We start from the raw sequence: 22,359 nt of genomic DNA, 5'->3' as shown, positions 1-22,359 counted from the left end.
TTTTTTATAAAAATAAGATAATTTAAGAATTTATCTAAGATATAAAAACAAAAAAACCGATACTAATTAAAGTATCGGTTTAAGTGAAGGCAGAAGGATTCGAACCTTCGACCGCCTGCTTAGAAGGCAGGTGCTCTATCCAGCTGAGCTATGCCTCCATTGCTCATGTAAAAAATCTAGTCGGGGTGGCAGGATTCGAACCTGCGGCCTCCTGCTCCCAAAGCAGGCGCGATAACCGAGCTACGCTACACCCCGAAAAACAAAATTATAAAGCGGAGGGACAGGGACTCGAACCCTGGCACCGATTACTCGATGACAGTTTAGCAAACTGCTCCATTACCACTCTGGCACCCCTCCAAACTCAAGGAAACGTGTCCTGTTTTGCGGTTGCAAATTTAAGACATCTTTACGTTACTCACAAGTATTTGAAGGATTTTTTTTTAATATTTTTTGACCTTTGTACAAAAACACTTCACAATCAAACAAATAGAGTTCAATAAATATTTAAAACATATTAAGATGGAATGAAAATATGAAATTGTATAAAAAAGATTAAATTTGCTAGATAAACTAACATTATATATATCATGAACAAAAGAGTTGTTATTGTGTCTGCCGTTAGAACACCTATCGGAAGTTTTATGGGAGGATTATCCGCAGTCCCTGCTCCAAGATTAGGCGCGGTTGCTATAAAAGGAGCTTTGGACAAAATTAATTTAGATCCAAATTTAGTTGATGAAGTGTTTATGGGTAATGTTGTTCAGGCTGGAGTTGGACAAGCTCCTGCTCGTCAAGCCGCTATATTTGCTGGTTTGCCAAATACTGTGGCTTGTACAACTATCAATAAAGTATGTGCTTCAGGGATGAAATCAGTGATGTTAGGCGCGCAAGCAATTATGTGCGGTGATGCCGAAATAGTTGTTGCCGGTGGTATGGAAAATATGAGTTTGATTCCGCATTATATGCATTTAAGAAATGGAACGAAATTTGGCCCAACAACCATGATCGACGGAATGCAAAGAGATGGATTGTCTGACGCCTACGATAACAACGCTATGGGCGTATGTGCAGACTTTTGTGCATCCGAATATAAATTTACAAGAGAAGAACAAGATAACTTCGCAATTCAATCGTATGAGCGTAGTTCAAATGCATGGAAAGAAGGGAAATTTGACAATGAGGTAGTTTCAGTTCCTGTTCCGCAAAGAAAAGGAGATCCGATTATTGTTTCGAAAGACGAAGAATTTACAAACGTGAAATTGGATAAAATTCCAGCATTGAATCCAGTATTTACTAAAGACGGTACAGTAACAGCCGCTAATTCATCCACAATAAATGATGGTGCCGCTGCAATAGTTCTAATGAGTGAAGAAAAAGCAATAGCTTTAGGATTAAAACCATTAGCTTACATCCGAAGTTATGCTGATGCAGCACAAGAACCAAAATGGTTTACAACAAGCCCTTCAAAAGCCATTCCTAAGGCTTTAGAGAAAGCAGGATTAGCTATAAGCGATGTTGATTATTTTGAATTTAACGAGGCGTTTGCAGTAGTAGGTTTGGCTAATGCCAAAATCCTAGGCTTAGAAGACAATAAAGTAAATGTAAATGGTGGTGCTGTATCTCTAGGGCATCCTTTAGGTTGCTCAGGCGCTAGAATCATTGTAACATTATTAAATGTTTTAGAACAAAACAATGCTAAAATTGGCGCAGCTGCAATTTGCAATGGTGGCGGTGGAGCTTCAGCAATTGTAATCGAAAGAGCCTAAATAATTATGAATTAGGAGTTTTGAGTTGTGCAACTCAAAACTCCTAATTCTTAACTCTTAAATTAACCTAAATGTTTGGAATTTGTAATCTAGCAATGGTACCTCTTCGGTCTGAAGGCAGTGATAAAAGTGAAATTGTTTCTCAAGTTTTATTTGGCGAACATTTTGAAATTTTAGAACAGCAAAAGCAGTGGTCTCTTATCAAAATGCAATATGATGGTTATGAAGGCTGGGTAGATTCTAAACAATTTCAATTAATTTCTGAATCAAGTTTTAATCAGCTATCCGCGGAAGCGATTATTCTAAATGCAGATTTAATAGAATATATAACTGGTCCATCCAATTTATTGATGCCAATCCCTTTAGGTTCATCATTATCTTTTATAAATCACATGGAGATAAACACTTCTAATTTTGATTTTGAAGGAACAAAAAAAAGTGGAAAAAAAAGCAAAGAATGTTTGATTACGACCGCTTTTATGTATTTGAATGCAGCGTACCTTTGGGGAGGAAAAACTCCATTTGGTATTGATTGCTCTGGTTTTACACAGATGGTTTATAAACTGAATGGCTACAAATTATTGCGCGATGCTTCACAGCAATCAACACAAGGAGAAGCTTTAAGTTTTATTGAGGAAAGTGAACCGGGAGATTTAGCTTTTTTTGACAATGACGAAGGCAATATTATCCATGTAGGAATAATTATGGATGACAATTATATCATTCATGCAAGCGGAAAAGTTCGAATTGACAGATTAGATCATCTAGGAATATTTAATTCCGAAACAAATAAGCATACCCACAAACTTCGGGTTATCAAAAAAATTGTTTAAATACAAAAAAACCTATCAAGATATTTGATAGGTTTTTTTGTATTCAAAGCAAAATTTACATTTTTGCTTTTAATGCTTTTTTCTTTTCAGTCATTTCCAAAGCACTATAAACACTTAACAAGGTGTTTTTTACCTCTGTATTTTTAGGATCTAACTCACTTGCTTTTTCTAAGTAAGGTAAGGCACTTGTAAAAACTACTTCTCTTTGTTTTTTTAGAATCGCATAACGTTTATTGTCTTTTTCAGAATTGCCTAATTTACTCATTTCTTCAAAAAGTACTTTATCAGCATCCAATTTTAAAATTGCTAAATTCAAATAAGCATTTACATAATCTGGTTTTATTTTAATTGCTTGCAAATAATATTTCTCAGCTTCAGCATTATTCTTTGCATTATAACTAATTACTCCTAAATTAAATATTAAATCAGCATCATTAGGATTTTTTTGCAGTACTTCTGAAATTAATTTTTTGTAGGTATCAAAGTCTTTTGTTTCCAAATACAAATTAGCTTCTGTTAAAATTAATGAAGTATCTTCCGGATTTGCAATTCTAGCGGCTGCAATTGCTTTTTTAGCCTCTTCAGTTTTACCTTTTTCAACTAAAATTAAAGCCATGTTTTTATATATCTCTCCTCTTTTTGAAGGCAAAGTTTCCGTTCTTGGTTTTTCATGAGTTCCTAATTTAACCATTCTGTCTCTTTCTTGAGCAGTCGTAAAAAGATCTTCCTCTCCACTTAACTTATTAACAGCTAAATAACTAGTTCCTTTTCCAGAATAATTCAAAGTTTTCAACTCATCATACAACCTGAGAGCTTCGTCGTAATTCTTTGCGTTTATATAAGTAGAAGCTGCATAATACAAATTAAGAGTGTCTTTTTTATCTAATAAATAAGCATCATATAATTTTTTAGCACCATCTGCATGCTTATCAATTTTAGAATCGGCAATGGCAGCATTTATTAATTTAAATTTTATACCAGTGATAGAAGTCGCAGCTTGTGTTGAAAATTTAACTTTTCCACTTGCTTTTTCAACAGCAATTAAATCTTGATACGCTTTTGCGGCTAATGAAAGATTCGTACTAGTGTCAACATTCTTATTTGCTAAATCTAAATAAGCATTTCCTTTAATAAAGAAAAATTGTGCTTTTTCAACATCAGTTGCATTAGTTATCAAAGATTCAGCACCTTGTAAAATCGTTGCAGCTTCTTGAGAATTTCCACCTTTCATTGCTTTTTCAGCCGCTTTTATTTGATCTTTTTGAGCAAAAGTAGCTACTGATATCAATAAAGCTGACGCAAGTATTACATATTTACTTTTCATAATATTCTATTTTATTTAATAATTATTCTTGTTCTTTTTTATTTATGCTTCATCATCAGAATCATCCTCTTCGGTCTCCTCGTCAATTTCATCCTCTTCAGAATCGTCTTCATCCTCATCAGCACTCTCATCTTCAAGAACTTCTAAGACTGGTTTCACTCTTTCAATAACTTCCGTTTGAATAACATTTCCATCTTCGTCAACAACCACTTCTGCTACATCGTCTTTCATTACTTTGGTAACTGCTGCAATTGAATCTTTACCTTTTAAATTTATCAATTTAACCCCTTGAGTAGCACGTCCCATTACACGCAAATCTTCAATAGCCATTCTGATTGTTAATCCAGATTTATTAATAATCATCAAATCATCAGCGTCAGTAACGGCATTTATCGAAATAAGATTTCCGGTTTTTTCTGTTATATTAAGTGTTTTCACACCCTTTCCTCCACGATTAGTAATTCTATAAACATCTTCACCATCTTCATCAACTAATTTGGTACGTTTACCATATCCATTTTCAGTTACTACTAAAATTTGTGAATCGTTAATATTTTCCTTATCTACAGTAACCATGCCAATCACTTCATCCGTATCATCTTTAAGTGTAATTCCACGAACTCCAGAAGCAGTTCTTCCCATCGGACGGGTTTTAGTTTCCTCAAAACGGACTAATTTTCCTGATTTTACAGCAAGAATAATTTGACTTTCTCCGTTAGTTAATTTGGCTTCCAACAATTCATCACCTTCTTTAATAGTTATGGCAGCAACACCATTGACTCTAGGCTTAGAATATTTCTCTAAAGATGTTTTCTTAACCTGACCTTTTTTAGTCACCATAATAAGGTTATGGCTGTTAATATACTCTTTATCTTTTAAATCCTGGGTACAAATAAAAGCTTTTACTTTATCATCGCTTTCAATATTTACCAAATTTTGAATTGCTCTACCTTTAGCGGTTTTACTTCCTTCTGGTATCTCATAGACACGCATCCAGAAACATTTTCCTTTTTGGGTAAAGAACATCATATATTGATGATTTGTTGCCACAAACATGTGTTCTAAGAAATCCTGATCTCTTGTTCCAGCACTTTTTTGCCCAACCCCTCCTCTATTCTGAGTTTTGTATTCGGTAAGGTTTGTACGTTTAATATAACCTGCGTGGGAAATCGTAATTACCACATTTTCATCAGCAATTAAATCTTCAATACTCACATCACCACCTGAGTATTCAATTACAGAACGGCGTTCATCTCCGTACTTATCACGAATTTCTTCCAATTCTTCTTTTATCAAAGCAATTCTTAAATTAATATCGGCCAATAAAGCTTTTAAATGCTCAATTAACTTCATAATCTCCTCATATTCTGTTCTTAACTTGTCTTGTTCCAGACCTGTCAATTGACGCAAACGCATTTCTACGATAGCACGAGACTGAATATCCGATAATTTGAATCTTTCAATTAATTTTTCTCTAGCTTCTTCGGTACTTTTTGAAGCTTTAATTAAAGCAATTACTTCGTCAATGTTATCTGAGGCAATAATCAAACCTTCTAATATATGCGCTCTTGCTTCCGCTTTTTTCAATTCAAATTGCGTTCTGCGAGTCACCACATCATGACGGTGTTCAATAAAATAATGAATCAGATCTTTTAGATTCAACATCTGAGGACGCCCTTTTACAATTGCAATATTGTTTACACTGAAAGAAGATTGTAATTGTGTAAACTTATATAACGTATTCAAAACTACGTTTGGCGTAGCATCACGTTTCAAAATATAAACAATACGCATCCCGTTTCTATCCGATTCGTCACGGATATTAGCAATACCATCTATTTTTTTATCATTTACTAAGTCGGCGGTACGTTTAATCATATCCGCTTTATTGACTTGGTATGGAATTTCAGTAACGATAATACACTCACGACCATCCACTTCTTCAAAACCAACTTTAGCACGCATTACAATACGTCCTCTACCTGTTTTAAATGCTTCGCGAACGCCTTCATATCCATATATTATTCCACCTGTAGGAAAATCTGGAGCTTTAATATGCGTCATTAACTCGTCAACCTCGATATCATTATTATCCATGTACGCTAACGTACCGTTAATTACCTCGGTTAAATTGTGAGGCGGCATATTTGTTGCCATACCTACCGCAATTCCTGTTGCACCATTTATTAATAAGGTAGGAACACGAGTTGGCATAACTGTCGGCTCTTCTAGCGTATCATCAAAATTTAATTTAAAATCAACCGTTTCTTTATCAATATCTGCCAAAATCTCTTCAGAAATCTTACGCATTCTAGCCTCCGTATAACGCATCGCTGCAGGACTATCTCCATCTACAGAACCAAAATTACCTTGACCGTCAATCAATAAATAACGCATACTCCATTCCTGTGCCATACGAACCATGGCATCATAAACAGAGGTATCACCGTGTGGGTGATATTTTCCAAGAACTTCCCCGACAATTCTTGCGGACTTTTTATGGGCAGATCTGGAGTTAACTCCTAAATCATGCATTCCATAAAGTACTCTTCGATGTACTGGTTTCAAGCCATCTCTGACATCTGGAAGTGCTCTTGATACAATTACTGACATCGAATAATCGATGTAAGCTGTTTTCATTTCATCTTCAATGTTAATAGGAATTAACTTTTCTCCTTCAGACATAAATTGTTATATTAAAAAATTATATTAGTTTCAAAACGTGCCAAGATACGTCTTTTTGAAATTTTTGAACCTATTTCAGAATACTTATTTCAATGATTTATTAACAAATTTTTCTTCCGCTTTAGTTAATAAATTATGTAAAATTTAACTCTGATATTATTAATATTTTTGTCTATTAGCTGACAGTAGTTGGAAAAGGAACGATTTTTGTTTTTCAATCACTAATTCACTAAATTTACAGTATCAAATATATATTATGGATGATAATTTTTCACCAAGAGTAAAAGACGTTATAACCTATAGTAAAGAGGAAGCTTTACGATTGGGTCACGACTTTATAGGAACAGAACACTTGATGCTTGGGATCTTAAGAGATGGAAATGGAAAAGCAATTCAAATTTTGAATAACTTATCTGTTGATTTGGATTATTTACGCAAAAAGGTAGAAATTCTTAGTCCTGCAAGCCCTAGCGTTGAAGTCAATGTAGAAAAGAAAAACTTGCATTTGACACGTCAGGCAGAACGAGCGCTGAAAACCACTTTTCTTGAAGCAAAAGTATTTCAGAGTTCTTCAATTAGTACAGCACATCTATTGTTATGTATTTTAAGAAACGAAAACGATCCAACAACCAAGCTATTGAATAAACTTAAAATTGATTATGATATAGCTAAAGAACAATATTTAAATATGACTCCAAATGACGAAGAATTTTTAGAAAACTTGCCAAAAAACGAATCATATAATGACGATTCAGGACAAGATGACAGTCTTAAAGAAGGAACTTTTAATAATCCCGCCAATAAATCAAACAAAAAGTCTAAAACGCCAGTTTTAGATAATTTTGGTAGAGATTTAACAGAAATGGCCGAAGAGGGAAAATTAGATCCAGTTGTAGGACGTGAAAAAGAAATTGAGCGTGTTTCTCAAATTTTAAGCCGTCGTAAAAAGAATAATCCACTACTTATAGGAGAACCTGGAGTAGGAAAATCTGCTATTGCTGAAGGTTTAGCTTTGCGAATTATTCAAAAGAAAGTATCGCGAATCTTGTTTAACAAACGTGTTGTTACATTAGATTTAGCAAGCCTTGTTGCCGGAACAAAATACAGAGGACAGTTTGAAGAACGCATGAAAGCAGTGATGAATGAATTAGAAAAAAATGATGATATCATTCTTTTTATTGATGAAATTCATACTATAGTTGGTGCTGGTGGTGCAACTGGTTCTTTGGACGCTTCAAATATGTTTAAACCTGCTTTAGCAAGAGGTGAAATTCAATGTATTGGCGCAACAACCTTAGACGAATACAGACAATACATAGAAAAAGATGGCGCATTAGAAAGACGTTTTCAAAAAATAATTGTTGAACCAACCTCAGTTGCGGAAACGATTACAATTTTGAATAATATCAAAAATAAATACGAAGATCATCATAATGTTACTTATTCACAAGAAGCAATTGAAGCTTGTGTGAAACTAACGGACAGATATATGTCGGAACGTTTCTTACCGGACAAAGCTATTGATGCATTAGACGAAGCAGGTTCAAGAGTTCACATCACAAACATTGAAGTTCCAAAAGCGATATTGGATCTAGAACGCCAGTTAGATGATGTTCGAGAATTAAAAAATGTTGTAGTCAAAAAACAGAAATATGAAGAGGCAGCTAAACTTCGTGATGATGAAAAACGCATAGAAAAAGATTTAGCAATTGCCCAAGAACAATGGGAAGAAGATGCCAAAAATAACAGAATTGAAGTTACTGAAGATAACGTTGCTGATGTAGTTTCTATGATGACAGGTATCCCGGTAAACCGTATTGCTCAAACCGAAAGTAACAAACTTGCTAAATTGCCAGAACTCATTGAAGGTAAGGTTATTGGACAGAAAGAAGCAGTAATGAAAATTGCTCGTTCTATCCAAAGAAATCGCGCCGGATTAAAAGATCCGAACCGACCAATTGGTTCTTTTATTTTCTTAGGACAAACTGGTGTTGGTAAAACACAATTAGCAAAAGTATTGGCAAAAGAATTATTCGATTCTGAAGATGCATTGATTCGTATTGACATGAGCGAATACATGGAGAAATTTTCTATCTCCAGACTTGTTGGTGCGCCTCCCGGATATGTAGGTTATGAAGAAGGTGGACAATTAACAGAGAAAGTTAGAAGAAAACCATATTGTGTCGTACTCTTAGATGAGATTGAGAAGGCGCATCCTGATGTTTTCAATATGTTATTGCAGGTTCTTGATGATGGTTATTTAACTGATAGTTTAGGTAGAAAAATTGATTTCAAAAACACTATAATTATTATGACTTCCAATGTTGGAGCCAGACAATTAAAAGATTTTGGACAAGGAGTTGGTTTTGGCACTGCTGCCAAAGTTGCACAGGCCGATGATAATTCGAAAAGTATCATCGAAAATGCGTTGAAAAAAACTTTTGCTCCAGAATTCCTAAACAGAATTGATGATGTAATTGTATTCAACGCTTTAGAAAAACATGATATTGATTTGATTATTGAAATCGAATTGAAAAAATTATTTGCTCGTGTTGCAGAATTGGGTTATCAATTAAGTTTATCTGATAAAGCCAAAGCTTTTATTGCAGATAAAGGATTTGATAGACAATTTGGCGCCAGACCATTAAAAAGAGCCATTCAAAAATATGTTGAAGATGCACTTGCTGAAGAAATTATTACTTCAAAAATTGCTTCTGGCGATGAAATTTTTATGGATATTGAAGATGGAGCCCAAGAACTGACTGTACAGGTTCATAAGGCTGGTGAACCAACCAATCTATAGTTTATCTCAACTTTAAATATTAATAAACCCGTTACGTTTTTATAACATAGCGGGTTTATTCTTTACACAAATTCTTATTTTTTCGAAAACAAATATTTACATTTGATTTTAAAAAAATAGGTTAAATAAAATCAATTTATGTCTCAAAACAAAGTCATCTTGGGTAGCGAAGAATGGTGTTCATTCCCTGAATTAGGAATTCCAACAATAAAAGCACGTGTCGATTCAGGTGCTAAAACATCTGCTTTACACGCAATAAATATTGCCCCATTTATCAAGAATGAAAACAATTGGGTAAAATTTGATATCAACCCTATTCAAAATAACCTAAAAACGGTGATTCATTGTGAAGCCCCTTTGGTTGACAAACGTATTGTAAAGAGTTCCAGTGGATTTAGAGAGCAGCGCTATGTTATTCAAACCAATTTGAAAATTGGTGATTCGATATGGCCAATAGAAATGACTTTGACCAATAGAGATTCAATGGGTTTCAGAATGCTTTTAGGGCGTGAAGCCATGAGCGGCAGAGTTCTTGTTGATCCGGAACAAAAATATCTTTTAGGACAACCCACAAGTGAAAATCTGAAGGAACTTTATAAAAATTCCGAAAAAGCAAGCTCTGGTTTACGAATTGGTCTTTTGGCCAGTAATCCTGAATTGTATAGTAATAAAAGAATTATGGAAGCGGGTGAAATGCGTGGTCATGAAATGCACTTTTTGAATATCAAGGAATGCTATATGAAGTTAGATGCAAAAACACCAGAAATACATTATCGTGGCGGAAAAATTTTAAATCAATTTGATGCTATTATCCCTAGAATTCGCCCCAGCATCACATTTTATGGTTGCGCTTTGACTCGTCAATTTGAAGCTTTAAAAGTTTTTTGTTTAAATTCTTCGACGGCAATCACGCAATCGCGAGACAAATTATATTCATTGCAATTATTACTGAATCATGGTGTTGATATTCCTACCACTGGTTTTGCAAATTCCCCTTTAGATACCAACGATCTGATAAAGATGGTTGGAGGTTCTCCCCTGATTGTAAAATTACTTGAAGGTACCCAGGGAAAAGGAGTGGTATTGGCGGAGACAAAAAAAGCAGCTGAAAGTGTTATTAATGCTTTCAAAAGTTTAAATGCCAATATTTTAGTTCAGGAATTCATTAAAGAAGCTAACGGGAAAGATATTCGTTGTTTTGTAATTGATGGTAAAGTGGTAGCTGCGATTCAACGCGAAGCGATGCCAGGTGAGTTTAGAGCCAATATCCATCTTGGGGGGACGGCGTCCATCATAAAAGTTACTAGTGAAGAAAAACGCATTGCAATTAAAGCTGCTAAAGCCATGGATTTAAAGGTTGCAGGAGTCGATATTATTCGCTCTGCAAAAGGACCTTTATTATTAGAAGTAAATTCTTCACCTGGACTAGAAGGTATTGAGGGTGCTACTAACAAAGATATTGCAGGCGAAATGATAAGAGCCATTGAGAAGAATTTCAAATTGGGTTAACTAATTTATAGTCATTAAAAATGAATACATATATTGACATTATACTTAGAAGCATATCTGTTTATTTTTTTATGATTATCGCTTTACGGATTTTTGGAAAGAAAGAATTATCACAATTAAATACTGCCGATGTGATACTAATTTTATTGATTAGTAACTCTGTGCAAAATGCCATGGTCGGTAAAGACACTTCTCTTTTAGGGGGATTATCGGCTGCAACTGTGCTTTTCTTTATCAATTTTGTGTTGAAGAAATTGATGTACAAGTATAAAGGTTTTAGTGATTTTATGCAGGAAAAACCAGAAATCTTAATTCATGACGGAAACTTAGATTTTAAATCTTTAAGTAAATTAAATATTACTGCTGACGAACTAAAAGAAGCTATGCGCGAACATGGCGTAGAAAATTATAAAGATGTAAAATTGGCCATGTTAGAAATCGATGGGAATATTAGTATCATTTCTGGCGATAAAAACCTTAAACAAACACATTATAAAAGAAAAATCAGAAGAAAAAAAATTATAGTTTAGAGCTCGTTCTTACAATTTTCAAGCCTGATACTATTATTTGAATTCATAAAAAAAACATTCGCTGAGGAATGGTTTTTTTATGAATTCAAATATATATTTTTAAAGAAATAAACTTAAAGCGTAATATACTAATCCCGCTAGAATCGCTGAAATCGGAATAGTTAAAACCCACGCCCATAACAAACTTACTGTCATTCCCCAGCGTACTGCTGAAATTCTTTTAGTTAGCCCTACTCCAATTATCGATCCTGTAATAGTATGTGTTGTACTGACAGGGACTTTAAAATGTTCCGTGAAATATAAGGTTAATGCACCTGCAGTTTCTGCAGCGACTCCTTCAAAAGAAGTAACTTTAGTGATTTTGGAGCCCATCGTTTTTACAATTTTCCAGCCGCCACTTAAAGTACCAATTGCAATTGCAGTATAACAAGCTAATGGAATCCAACCTGGCATAGTGCCTTTTATATTTAAATCCTCATTAGGCAACACTACTTGTAACCATTCTGGGAGAGTTATTATATTTGCTCCGCTGGTGTTTATATAAACCGCAACAGCCGCAGCAATAATTCCCATAACTTTTTGCGAATCGTTTCCACCATGTCCTAAACTAAAAGCAGCAGAGGAAATCAATTGCATCTTCTTCAACCAGGATGTGGCTTGGTGTAAATTTAAACTGCTAAATATCAAACAAAACAAACTTACTGTTAAAATGATAAATGCAACTAAAAACCATTTGATGTTATGAGATTCAAAAACAACACTCCAAAAATGAGAATCAAAACGAGGTTTCTCAATATCTGCATAATTTACCATCTGACCTTGCACAAACCAAATTGTCAAGACCATTAGGGATAACGTGAAAATTTTAGGGAAAATATTCTTTTTAGATGCGTTTAAAAGCCATATTGAAATTAAATAAGAAATAAGAGCTCCTAATAACGGCGCCAAAACAATAAAAGCAACAATGATAAAAACCCCAGACGGCATTCCACCATCTTTACCTGCTTTGTACCAACTCACAATATTATACCAGTGTCGCGTATGCACAACACCTTCTTCAAGAATTGTGTAATCCGCAAATCCGTGAACAGCAATAGCATGTGCCAATGCAGCTCCTGCAAAACCACCGATCAATGTATGTGAAGAACTGGAAGGAATTCCTTGCCACCAAGTAATTAAATTCCAGATAATTGCCGCAATAACTCCTGCGAGAATAACAACAAGATTAATTTCACTGGTTTCAGCTGTTTTTGCGACTGTATTTGCAACTCCAAGACCAAAAACCCAATAAGCTAAAAAGTTAAAAAATGCGGCCCAAATTACCGCTTGAAAAGGAGTTAAAACTTTCGTAGCAACAACTGTAGCTATAGCGTTGGCAGCATCATGAAAACCATTTATATAATCAAAGATTAAAGCCAAAACTATAATAACAATAAGTAAAGTCATAATGATCTTTTAGTTGAGAAATTAAGAATGTTTTACAGAAATTGATTCCAGAACACCTGCTACACTCTTACATTTATCAGTTGCTGATTCTAAAACTGACAACACTTCTTTATACTTAATAATGTTTTTTACATCCGTTTCATTTTCAAAAATTTCGAAAACAGCTTTATTATAAACATTATCTGATTTATTCTCCAGCTTATTTATTTGTGCACAAGCATCAGTAATCTTCTTAATATTTTTTAGATTCCTAAGTTCTTTTACAGCAATATCTATATTTTGGCAGGCTTCAAGATTGATTTCTGTCAATTTTCTAATAGACTTTGTAATTTTATCTACTTGATATAATCGCATTCTACTAGCAGCTCCATGAAGATAATCAGCCACATTGTCAATTGAAGTAATTAATGAATGGATGTCTTCTCTGTCAAATGGTGTAATGAAATTTCTACTCAACTCAAGATTGGTTTGACGTGTTATGTCTTCTCCTTTTTGCTCTAATGCATCTATTTTTTCAAAAAGAACTTCACGCTCCTTCAACGGAAGATTTACGGCTTCGTGCAAGTTGGAAGCTAATTCAATTAAATTACTTGAAGCTTCTTCAAAAAGGGGAAAGAATTTCTTGTCTTTAGGAACCAAAAATTGGAAAATACTGTTTAATGACATTTTAATAATTTTAGATTGTAAAATTAATTTTTTATTTTATGCTAATTTTATAATAATGTTAACAAATCATCTTCAATCTGAAAACTATTCAAAAAAGCGACTGATTTTTCTATATCATAATGCAAAATTCGATCTTCTTTTACCAATGGAACTTCTTCCCGATATGCACCTAAAAACATTTCGATAAAATCACTTGATTGTAACGGTCTTCTATATTCAATAGCTTGGGAAGCATTCATTAATTCAATAGCTAATATTCGCTCTAAATTGTCCATAACTCGCAACGCTTTTGTAGCTGCATTTGCTCCCATACTCACATGATCTTCCTGTCCGTTACTAGAGACGATGCTATCAACGCTTGCAGGGGTAGCCAATTGTTTATTTTGACTTGCAATACTGGCAGCTGTATATTGTGGAATCATTAATCCCGAATTCAAACCTGGATTATCGACCAAAAATGCGGGAAGACTTCGCAAACCTGAAATCAGTTGATAGGTTCTTCTTTCAGAAATACTTCCTAATTCAGCCAAAGCAATTGCCACGAAATCCAATGCTAATGCCAAAGGTTGTCCATGAAAATTACCTCCCGAAATGATTTGGTCACTTTCAATAAATATATTAGGATTATCCGTTACTGAATTGATTTCTGTTTTAAAAACTTTTTTTACATAATCAATAGCGTCTTTTGATGCACCGTGAACCTGCGGCATACATCTGAAAGAATACGGATCTTGAACATGTTTTTTTTCTTGCTCAATAATTTCACTGCCTTCAAGAATACCTTTTATACGATTGGCAGTTACAATTTGTCCTTTATGAGGTCTGATAAAATGGATTAACTCATTAAAAGGTTCCATTCTTCCATCGAATCCTTCAAGAGAAATCGCACCTATTAAATCTGCCAAATAAGAGAATTTATTAGCTTTCATTAATATGTGTGCGCCATAAGCACTCATGAATTGAGTCCCGTTCAATAAAGCCAGACCTTCTTTGGATTTTAAAACGATGGGCTCCCAATCGAAATGTTTTAAAACTTCACTAGAATGGACTTTCTTTCCTTCAAAAAATACATCACCTTCACCCAATAAAGGCAATGACAAATGCGCTAATGGAGCTAAATCACCTGAGGCTCCCAGAGAACCTTGCGTATATATGACAGGTAAAATATCATTATTATAAAATGCAATCAAACGTTCGACTGTCTGCAATTGTATTCCTGAATGACCATAACTCAAAGATTGAATTTTAAGTAACAACATCAGTTTAACAATTTCATTTGGCACTTCTTCACCTGTTCCACAAGAATGTGATTTCACAAGGTTTTCCTGAAGTTTTGACAAATTTTCGTTTGAAATTTTCACATTACAAAGAGATCCAAAACCAGTATTTATTCCATAAAGGGGTGCTGAGTTCATCTCCATTTTTTTATCTAAATAGTCCCTGCATTTCTGAATATTAATTTTTGCCTCATCAGACAACTCCAGCGATTTATGGTGAGCGATAATTTCATGCAAAGTTTCTAAAGAAAGTACGGCTGTACTTATATAATGTGTATTGTCCATTTCAAGTTGTGTTTGATTGTCCAAAATTCAATAAATCAATATTAAAAAGCAACATATTTTATTGATAATTTAAAAATCATATCTAAAAAAGTGCAATTAATAGATTTCATTCAAATAATCCTATTTTTACTATTATTCTTTAAAGCTCTTCATATTTATTTTCAAATGATTATCATCTACAGTCTAAAAATTTCAACCCATTTATTTTAAAATTAGAAAATTTAAAGCTATCTGGTCTAAAAGGATCTAAAGTTTACATTTATGCATAAAAAAAGAACTTTAAACTACTCATAAATAGCTTTGAAATTTTCAACAATTTTAAGAATAGCTCCGATAAACAGCTTGTATATTAAACAATATCTAATTTTCATCAAATTGCAATTGAATTTTTAAAATATTCGCAAAAAAAGGATTAAGTGTTCCTTTTTTTTACAAAAAACTGTACTTTTGAAAAACAATAATGACAGCTAACAGAACCACATATCAATCTTCGATAACAACTCAAATTCGGGTTGCCATTTCTGTTACTTCTACATTTACAACTACAACAACTACTACCCCTTAGGGGTATACAATTTACATATAATCCTATTTTATATTTTTCTTTTTTTAAGAAGGAAAGATATTGGATATATAAATAGTCTTCCTTTTTTATAAAATAAAATAAACAAAATGAAAGTATTAAAATTTGGCGGAACCTCGGTAGCCAATGCACAAAATATAAAACTCGTACTGGACATAGTCATCAATAAAGCACAAGAGGAAAAATTAATAGTAGTAATTTCTGCTTTTAGTAAAGTAACTGATTTACTTCAACTCGCTTCCCAAAAAGCGGCTGCCGGTGATGAAAGTTTCAAAGATATTCTTATCGAAATAGAGAAAAAACATTTAGATGCTTTAAAAGAATTTATTCCCGTAAGTGAGCAAAGTAGTTTATTAAGTCATGTAAAAAGAATTGTAAATCATCTGGAAACTTTACTGGATGGTTGTTTTCTTTTGGGAGAATTATCTGCTAGAACTTCCGACACTATTTTGAGTTTTGGCGAATTATTGTCTTCTTACATTGTCGCCGAAGCATTAAAACAAAATCTAAAAAATAGCGGTTATAAAGACAGCCGAGAATTGATAAAAACCGACAATCATTTCGGAAAAGCAACCGTAAATTTTGAAGTTTCGAACCAATTAATTGCTGATTTCTCTGCTTCGAATGAGAATCAAGTGGTTGTAATGCCAGGATTTATTGCCGCATCACTTGATGGCATAAACACTACGCTAGGTCGTGGTGGTTCCGATTATACAGCTGCAATTCTAGCTGGAGCTTTGAATGCATCAGACTTAGAAATTTGGACTGATGTAAATGGGATGTTTACTGCTAATCCAAAAATTGTAAAACAAGCACAACCTATCGCCTTCATTTCCTATCAGGAAGCGATGGAGTTGTCGCATTTTGGTGCCAAAGTTTTATACCCGCCAACCATTCAACCGGTATTGAAAAGGAATATTCCAATCCTCATCAAAAATACTTTCGAACCGGAAGCCGAAGGAACTTATATTTCAAATCAGGAAATGGCTCACACTAACCCTGTAAAAGGAATTAGTCATATCGATAATATAACTTTGATTACACTTGAAGGACCAGGAATGATTGGTGTTACAGGTTCGTCTAAAAGACTTTTTGAAGTATTATCACATAAAAATATCAATGTGATTTTTATTACTCAGGCTTCATCGGAACATTCAATTTGCATTGGAATTTTAAATTCGGATGCTGATGTGGCTGAAGATGTCATCAACAAAGCTTTCGAAGTAGAGATTTTACAAAATAAAATTGATCCCTGTATTGTTGAAAAAAACCTGTGCATCATTGCTTTGGTTGGCGAAAACATGAAAAATCATCAAGGTTTAAGCGGAAGAATGTTTAGCACTTTAGGTAAAAATAACGTCAACATCCGAGCGATTGCTCAAGGTGCATCCGAAAGAAATATTTCGGCGGTTATCAATGAAAGAGACGTTAAGAAAGCACTAAATACTTTACACGAAAACTTTTTTGAAGAAAACACGAAACAGTTAAACCTATTTGTAATGGGCGTCGGAAATGTGGGGGAGAAATTCATCGAGCAAATTCACCAACAAAAGAAATTCCTTAAACACAATCTGAAAATAAACCTACGCGTTATTGCTTTGTCCAATTCCAGAAAAATGTATTTTGATGAGGATGGAATCGCTCTAAAAGAATGGCAATTTTTACTAGAAACCGGAGAACCAGCTGATAAAGAAAAGTTCATTGCGAATGTAAAAGAACTCAATTTACGCAACAGCATTTTCGTTGATATTACTGCAAATGAAAGTGTATCTAAAACCTACGAACAGTATTTAAAACGCAATATTGCCGTAGTAACTTGTAACAAAATTGCTTGTGCTTCGGAGTACGATAATTATAAAAAACTAAAAAAATTATCTAGACAATTTAACGCTCCTTTCTTATTTGAAACCAATGTTGGTGCTGGATTACCAATTATTGATACCGTAAAAAATCTGATTGCCTCAGGTGATAAAGTGAATAAAATTCAAGCGGTTTTATCAGGAAGTTTGAACTTTATCTTTAATAATTTTGACGAAAAAAATACTTTTCATGATGTTGTAAAAGAAGCAGGAGTACAAGGATTTACAGAACCGGATCCTAAGATTGATTTGAGCGGAATTGACGTTGCCAGAAAGATATTGATCCTGATTAGAGAAAGTGGATACAAAATGGAAATTGATGAAATTGTCAATGAATCCTTCATGCCGGCAGAATGTTTGGATACTGCTTCAAATGAAGCTTTCTTCGAATCACTGAAAAATCATGCAACACATTTTGAAACTATTTATAAAGAAGCGTTGAGCAAAGAATCCAGACTAAAATACGTCGCGCAATTCGAAAACGGAAAAGCAAATGTTGGTTTAAGATTTATTCCGAAAGACCATCCTTTTTACAATCTGGAAGGAAAAGATAATATCGTACTATTCTTTACGGACCGTTATGTGGACCAACCTTTATTAATAAAAGGCGCTGGTGCAGGAGCTGCAGTAACGGCTTCAGGAATATTTGCTGATGTAATCAGAATTGGAAACGTTTAATTAGTGGTCAGTGTTCAGTCCCATTTTTCAGTTTGAAAATGGATAAAAACATTGTGTCTTTGTGCCTTAGTGGTAAAAAAAATAAAAACTATGAATGAAATAAAAATATTTTGTCCTGCTACAATAGCCAATCTATCCTGTGGATTTGATGTCCTTGGTCTTTGTTTAGAAACTGCGGGTGACGAAATGATTATTCGAAAATCAGACATAAAAGGGATTCGTATCACTAAAATTGTGGGTGCCGACTTGCCTTTGGAAACCGAAAAAAATGTAGCTGGAGTATCTGCTTTAGCTATGTTGGAAGCCATTGAAACAGAGTTTGGATTTGAAATTGAGATCTACAAACACATCAAAGCCGGAAGCGGAATTGGGAGTAGTGCCGCCAGTTCAGCTGGAGCTGTTTTTGGAATAAATGAGTTATTGGGACGTCCATTTACAAGAAAAGAGTTGGTACAATTTGCCATGCAAGGCGAAAAACTAGCCAGTGGAAACGCCCATGCTGATAACGTTGCTCCTGCCCTTTTGGGCGGCTTTACGTTGGTAAGAAGTTCAAATCCTTTGGACATTATCAAAATAGAAAGTCCTTCAGAATTGTATGCCACAGTCGTTCATCCGCAAATTGAGTTGAAAACATCGGATGCGCGTTCGGTATTGAAGCAAACGGTTTCCCTAAAAAGCGCTATTATTCAATGGGGGAATGTGGGCGGTTTAATCGCAGGATTGTACACCAAAGATTATGATCTAATCGGTCGGTCGTTACATGACGAAATCGTAGAACCGTTGCGAAGTGTTTTGATTCCGGGATTTGATTTAATCAAAAAAACTGCTTTAGAAAACGGAGCCTTAGGTTCTGGAATATCTGGTTCTGGTCCTTCTATTTTTGCTTTAAGCAAAGGAAAGGAAACCGCTGATAAAATCGCCAATGCCATGAGCTCCGTATACGATGCAATGAATTTACCATATGAAATTCATGTTTCTAAGGTAAATGATGAAGGAATGAAAATAATAGCGTCCTAATCCTCAAAGAGGGAATTAAAGAAAAAATATAGTCATCTTGAAATTACAGTAACACATTGTGAATCCACTTTCATCTCCCTTCCCTTTGGGGAGGATTGGGGTGGGGATTCTAAAATATTATACATAATGAAATATTATAGTTTAAACCATAACGCACCTAAAGTTTCTTTCAAAGAAGCCGTAATACAAGGATTGGCGACCGATAAAGGATTGTATTTTCCGGAAACCATTATCCCCTTAACACCCGCTTTTTTTGATACTATCGGAAATTTAAGCAACGCGGAAATTGCTTTTGAAGCGATAAAACAATTTGTGGGTGACGAAATCCCGGAAGCCATTCTAAAACAAATTATTGCCGAAACTTTGTGTTTTGATTTCCCTATGATTGAAGTGGAAAAAAACATTTATTCCCTTGAATTGTTTCATGGTCCAACTATGGCTTTCAAAGATGTAGGCGCGCGCTTCATGTCTCGTTGTTTGGGTTATTTCAATAAAGACAACAAAGACAGTAAAAATACCGTTCTCGTAGCTACTTCTGGTGATACTGGTGGTGCTGTAGCAAGTGGTTTCCTTGGCGTAAAAGGTGTAGAAGTGATTATACTTTATCCATCCGGAAAAGTGAGCGATATTCAGGAACGACAATTGACAACTTTGGGAGAGAATATAAAAGCGCTTGAAGTAGATGGTGTTTTTGATGATTGTCAGGATATGGTCAAAAAAGCATTCTTGGACGAAAGTCTAAAACATAAAAACCTGACTTCGGCGAATTCGATTAATATAGCGCGCTGGTTGCCACAAATGTTTTATTTCTTCTTTGCGTATAATGCATTAAAAAAACAAAATAAACCGTTAGTTTTCTCTTGTCCAAGTGGGAATTTCGGAAATATTTGCGCGGGTATTATTGCAAAAAAAATGGGATTGCCAATTGAACATTTTGTAGCGGCTACGAACGTAAATGATACGGTCCCACGATTTCTAGAAAACGGAATTTATGAAGCAAAAGCTTCTATCGCAACGATTTCGAATGCGATGGATGTTGGAAACCCAAGTAATTTTATCCGAATTCAGGAAATTTACCACAACGATTTGCAGCAATTCAAAAAAGATTTTTCTTCTTTTACTTTTACAGATCAAGAAACTTTGGCAGCAATGAAAACCATTTACAATACAGACGGTTACATCGCAGAACCGCACGGAGCAATTGGTTATTTGGGATTGAAAAAAGAATTACAAAACCACCCAAATGCGATTGGTATTTTCTTAGAAACTGCCCATCCGATAAAGTTTTTAGACACGGTTGAACCAACTTTAAACGTAAAACTTCCGATTCCTACCCAAATTGAAAGCGTATTAGGCAAAGAAAAAGTAAGTACAAAAATTAAAACGTATGAAGAATTAAAATCCTTTTTGGGGTAATATTTAAAGATACGCACTAAAATACAAAGTGCCCGAAAAATATTTTCAGCCGTTTTTGATTATTGAAATAATTCTATTTCAAATTATTCGCATTATAAAGCTAAACTTCTCGGATTTCTTCTGGCTAACGCTCAATGTCATTAAGTTAAGGATTTATCTCTCTAATTTTTAGTTTATTGTATGTTTTATTTGTAAAATTTTTCGTATATTTATATGATAATCAATCATTTATAACTTTAAAAAAAAACAGCTGTTTTTATTTTCAAAAAGATACAAACACAATTATTTAGTGACGAATTGAACCACGAATATATAGTTTCAGAAAAACACTTTACACGAAATAGAAAACAGAATTTTCCTTTTATCTTGCTATTTATGTTAAACTTACTTAGAAAAAGGCTCACGATGGAAATAGGTAACTTCATAAGTTTTCTAAAACCCAATATTGGTAGTAAGTTTACTAAGAGCGCATTTGTTCAAGCTCGAATGACGGTAAAACCAGAAGTCTTAAAAAAACTCTCCCAAACATTAATAGATGAATTTTACACTGATAATGATAAAGCTATAAAACTATGGGAAGAATTTAGACTATTAGCAATAGACGGTTCTCGAATTACCTTACCGATCACTAATGAATTAAAATCTATTTATGGTGATGCAAAAAACCAAACAACCACTGGCATAGTTCAAGCAAGATGTTCAGTAATATACGATGTTAAAAACAACTATGTTTTAGGTGGAATTTTAGCTCCTTTGAATTCAGGAGAAAGAAAATTAGCTTTGTCACATTTATTGCATTGCAAATCCAATGATTTATTAATTTACGACAGAGGTTATCCTTCATATGGTTTTATTTATAAGCATATAAAAAAAGATTAAAATTTTCTCATGCGTGTGAAAGTTTCTTTTAATCAAGTTACCATTGATTTTGAATCAAGTAAAAAGAAATCTCGAATAGTAACTTTCTATCCTAGGGAAATCACTAGCATCAATTCCATTTGGACTTTCATCGGTAACAAATATAGCTTAGAGAAAATTTAACCTACAGCTTGCAAACTTATAGGAGCATTACAGCTAGCATGAACATTGGAATATCTTGAAAAAGAATATTACATCATGGGATTAGAATGTAGTGTTATTTTTACAGGAGTAAAGGATGAGAAAATCATCATGTAAATTTCTGCTCATGAAACCGATCATGTTACTTTTTTGACCAATGGTACAAGAAGCATTGGAAGTCCAAATTTTGTCAAGAAACCAACTTTTTATTTTACGGTTCGTTTGACACGTTTCATGAATATCAGACATTTTTAGCTTTAGCGTAGTCTTTTGAAGATACTGGTTTAAGATCTCATAAAAGTCAGATTACTAATTTAATATCTGCGCCAAATTTATTTACAACCACTTTACAGATTCATTCTGTTGAAGCGACATTATTGAATGAAGAAGCAGGATTAGAATCCTACAATGAACCTCTCACGACAGATCAAGTAATTGCTATCGCGGGATTATTTATTGTATTATTATAGGGAACTAAGAAAACACTCAATAATGGTTATGAATTAAAGATCATTGCATAATTTTTCGGAAGTTCCATTCCTTTAAATTTTATCTTTCCAAGTAAGAAGCCCAAAATCTAATGGTAGATTTTGGGCTTCTTCGTGTAAGTATATTAGATAAAT

General features: G+C 34.0%; 15 protein-coding genes and 3 tRNA genes. 9 read left to right on the top strand and 9 right to left on the bottom strand.

From position 1 onward, the window contains the following. Positions 1–84: 84 nt before the first annotated feature. The 3 genes from C4S35_RS10535 to C4S35_RS10525 all read right to left on the bottom strand — a co-directional run bounded on the left by C4S35_RS10535 (position 85) and on the right by C4S35_RS10525 (position 357). Positions 85–158, bottom strand: a tRNA-Arg gene (locus C4S35_RS10535). Positions 159–180: 22 nt separating this feature from the next. After that, a tRNA-Pro gene (locus tag C4S35_RS10530) sits at positions 181–255 on the bottom strand. A gap of 18 nt (positions 256–273) precedes the next feature. Beyond that, a tRNA-Ser gene (locus C4S35_RS10525) sits at positions 274–357 on the bottom strand. 230 nt (positions 358–587) lie between these two features. Here C4S35_RS10525 and C4S35_RS10520 point away from each other — a divergent pair. Both C4S35_RS10520 and C4S35_RS10515 read left to right on the top strand, forming a co-directional pair. Further along, positions 588–1,766, top strand: a complete 1,179-nt coding sequence (locus C4S35_RS10520; protein WP_104000128.1) for an acetyl-CoA C-acyltransferase — start codon at positions 588–590, stop codon at positions 1,764–1,766. Positions 1,767–1,837: 71 nt separating this feature from the next. Further along, the gene (locus C4S35_RS10515; RefSeq protein ID WP_104000127.1) at positions 1,838–2,599 is read left to right on the top strand and encodes a C40 family peptidase; all 762 of its coding nucleotides are present in this window, start codon (positions 1,838–1,840) and stop codon (positions 2,597–2,599) included. Between the two features lie 55 nt (positions 2,600–2,654). On the opposite strand, the gene C4S35_RS10510 is transcribed toward C4S35_RS10515, so the two are convergent. Together C4S35_RS10510 and gyrA are read right to left on the bottom strand one after the other, a co-directional pair. Beyond that, positions 2,655–3,923, bottom strand: a complete 1,269-nt coding sequence (locus C4S35_RS10510) for a tetratricopeptide repeat protein (protein WP_104000126.1) — start codon at positions 3,921–3,923, stop codon at positions 2,655–2,657. Positions 3,924–3,965: 42 nt separating this feature from the next. Next, a complete protein-coding gene (gyrA, locus tag C4S35_RS10505; RefSeq protein ID WP_104000125.1) occupies positions 3,966–6,608 on the bottom strand; it encodes a DNA gyrase subunit A in 2,643 nt (880 codons plus the stop codon). Positions 6,609–6,864: 256 nt separating this feature from the next. Between gyrA and C4S35_RS10500 the strand changes: the two genes are divergently transcribed. The 3 genes from C4S35_RS10500 (at position 6,865) to C4S35_RS10490 (ending at position 11,450) form a co-directional block, all read left to right on the top strand. Then, complete coding sequence (locus C4S35_RS10500) at positions 6,865–9,411, top strand: ATP-dependent Clp protease ATP-binding subunit (RefSeq protein ID WP_104000124.1); 2,547 nt, start codon at positions 6,865–6,867, stop codon at positions 9,409–9,411. 138 nt (positions 9,412–9,549) lie between these two features. Then, positions 9,550–10,920 carry a 30S ribosomal protein S6--L-glutamate ligase gene (gene rimK / locus C4S35_RS10495; RefSeq protein WP_104000123.1) on the top strand — a complete coding sequence of 457 codons (1,371 nt, stop codon included), beginning with the start codon at positions 9,550–9,552 and terminating at the stop codon, positions 10,918–10,920. A 20-nt stretch (positions 10,921–10,940) separates the two neighbouring features. Continuing rightward, entirely contained in the window at positions 10,941–11,450 is a 510-nt protein-coding gene (locus C4S35_RS10490) for a DUF421 domain-containing protein (protein WP_104000122.1), read from the top strand. Positions 11,451–11,549: 99 nt separating this feature from the next. Here the strand turns inward: C4S35_RS10490 and C4S35_RS10485 are convergent, their stop codons facing one another. From C4S35_RS10485 to hutH, 3 genes are read right to left on the bottom strand one after another with little or no spacing between them, the layout of a single operon-like run. After that, on the bottom strand, positions 11,550–12,896 hold the full coding sequence (locus C4S35_RS10485; protein WP_104000121.1) for an inorganic phosphate transporter: 1,347 nt from the start codon (positions 12,894–12,896) through the stop codon (positions 11,550–11,552). Positions 12,897–12,917: 21 nt separating this feature from the next. Continuing rightward, positions 12,918–13,562: a DUF47 domain-containing protein gene (locus C4S35_RS10480; RefSeq protein WP_104000120.1), complete on the bottom strand. Its 645-nt coding sequence runs from the start codon at positions 13,560–13,562 to the stop codon at positions 12,918–12,920. A gap of 47 nt (positions 13,563–13,609) precedes the next feature. Next, entirely contained in the window at positions 13,610–15,124 is a 1,515-nt protein-coding gene (hutH, locus tag C4S35_RS10475; RefSeq protein WP_104000119.1) for a histidine ammonia-lyase, read from the bottom strand. Between the two features lie 672 nt (positions 15,125–15,796). On the opposite strand from hutH, the gene thrA reads away from it, so the two are divergent. The 4 genes from thrA (at position 15,797) to C4S35_RS10455 (ending at position 21,556) form a co-directional block, all read left to right on the top strand. Continuing rightward, positions 15,797–18,244, top strand: coding sequence for a bifunctional aspartate kinase/homoserine dehydrogenase I (thrA, locus tag C4S35_RS10470; protein WP_104000118.1), 2,448 nt, complete (start codon positions 15,797–15,799; stop codon positions 18,242–18,244). Positions 18,245–18,334: 90 nt separating this feature from the next. Next, positions 18,335–19,261 carry a homoserine kinase gene (locus C4S35_RS10465; RefSeq protein ID WP_104000117.1) on the top strand — a complete coding sequence of 309 codons (927 nt, stop codon included), beginning with the start codon at positions 18,335–18,337 and terminating at the stop codon, positions 19,259–19,261. Positions 19,262–19,387: 126 nt separating this feature from the next. Further along, positions 19,388–20,677, top strand: a complete 1,290-nt coding sequence (thrC, locus tag C4S35_RS10460) for a threonine synthase (RefSeq protein WP_104000116.1) — start codon at positions 19,388–19,390, stop codon at positions 20,675–20,677. Positions 20,678–21,082: 405 nt separating this feature from the next. Further along, positions 21,083–21,556, top strand: coding sequence for a hypothetical protein (locus tag C4S35_RS10455; protein WP_104000115.1), 474 nt, complete (start codon positions 21,083–21,085; stop codon positions 21,554–21,556). A gap of 243 nt (positions 21,557–21,799) precedes the next feature. Here C4S35_RS10455 and C4S35_RS15505 read toward each other — a convergent pair whose 3' ends face one another. After that, positions 21,800–21,985 (bottom strand): hypothetical protein, encoded by a 186-nt coding sequence (locus tag C4S35_RS15505; protein ID WP_131479539.1) that lies wholly within the window; start codon positions 21,983–21,985, stop codon positions 21,800–21,802. Positions 21,986–22,359: the final 374 nt, after the last annotated feature.

It is taken from the genome of Flavobacterium urumqiense, assembly GCF_900108015.1.
GTDB classification, from domain to species: Bacteria; Bacteroidota; Bacteroidia; order Flavobacteriales; family Flavobacteriaceae; genus Flavobacterium; species Flavobacterium urumqiense.
Note: the sequence above shows the minus strand (reverse complement) of the source record. Positions and strands in the feature narration are given on the sequence as shown.

Excerpts from the sequence above, each read along its gene's own strand:
- C4S35_RS10520 (WP_104000128.1), top strand. The coding sequence starts at position 588 with ATGAACAAAAGAGTTGTTATTGTGTCTGCCGTTAGAACACCTATCGGA.
- C4S35_RS10515 (WP_104000127.1), top strand. The coding sequence starts at position 1,838 with ATGTTTGGAATTTGTAATCTAGCAATGGTACCTCTTCGGTCTGAAGGC.
- C4S35_RS10510 (WP_104000126.1), bottom strand. The coding sequence starts at position 3,923 with ATGAAAAGTAAATATGTAATACTTGCGTCAGCTTTATTGATATCAGTA.
- gyrA (WP_104000125.1), bottom strand. The coding sequence starts at position 6,608 with ATGTCTGAAGGAGAAAAGTTAATTCCTATTAACATTGAAGATGAAATG.
- C4S35_RS10500 (WP_104000124.1), top strand. The coding sequence starts at position 6,865 with ATGGATGATAATTTTTCACCAAGAGTAAAAGACGTTATAACCTATAGT.
- rimK (WP_104000123.1), top strand. The coding sequence starts at position 9,550 with ATGTCTCAAAACAAAGTCATCTTGGGTAGCGAAGAATGGTGTTCATTC.
- C4S35_RS10490 (WP_104000122.1), top strand. The coding sequence starts at position 10,941 with ATGAATACATATATTGACATTATACTTAGAAGCATATCTGTTTATTTT.
- C4S35_RS10485 (WP_104000121.1), bottom strand. The coding sequence starts at position 12,896 with ATGACTTTACTTATTGTTATTATAGTTTTGGCTTTAATCTTTGATTAT.
- C4S35_RS10480 (WP_104000120.1), bottom strand. The coding sequence starts at position 13,562 with ATGTCATTAAACAGTATTTTCCAATTTTTGGTTCCTAAAGACAAGAAA.
- hutH (WP_104000119.1), bottom strand. The coding sequence starts at position 15,124 with ATGGACAATACACATTATATAAGTACAGCCGTACTTTCTTTAGAAACT.
- thrA (WP_104000118.1), top strand. The coding sequence starts at position 15,797 with ATGAAAGTATTAAAATTTGGCGGAACCTCGGTAGCCAATGCACAAAAT.
- C4S35_RS10465 (WP_104000117.1), top strand. The coding sequence starts at position 18,335 with ATGAATGAAATAAAAATATTTTGTCCTGCTACAATAGCCAATCTATCC.
- thrC (WP_104000116.1), top strand. The coding sequence starts at position 19,388 with ATGAAATATTATAGTTTAAACCATAACGCACCTAAAGTTTCTTTCAAA.
- C4S35_RS10455 (WP_104000115.1), top strand. The coding sequence starts at position 21,083 with ATGGAAATAGGTAACTTCATAAGTTTTCTAAAACCCAATATTGGTAGT.
- C4S35_RS15505 (WP_131479539.1), bottom strand. The coding sequence starts at position 21,985 with ATGTCTGATATTCATGAAACGTGTCAAACGAACCGTAAAATAAAAAGT.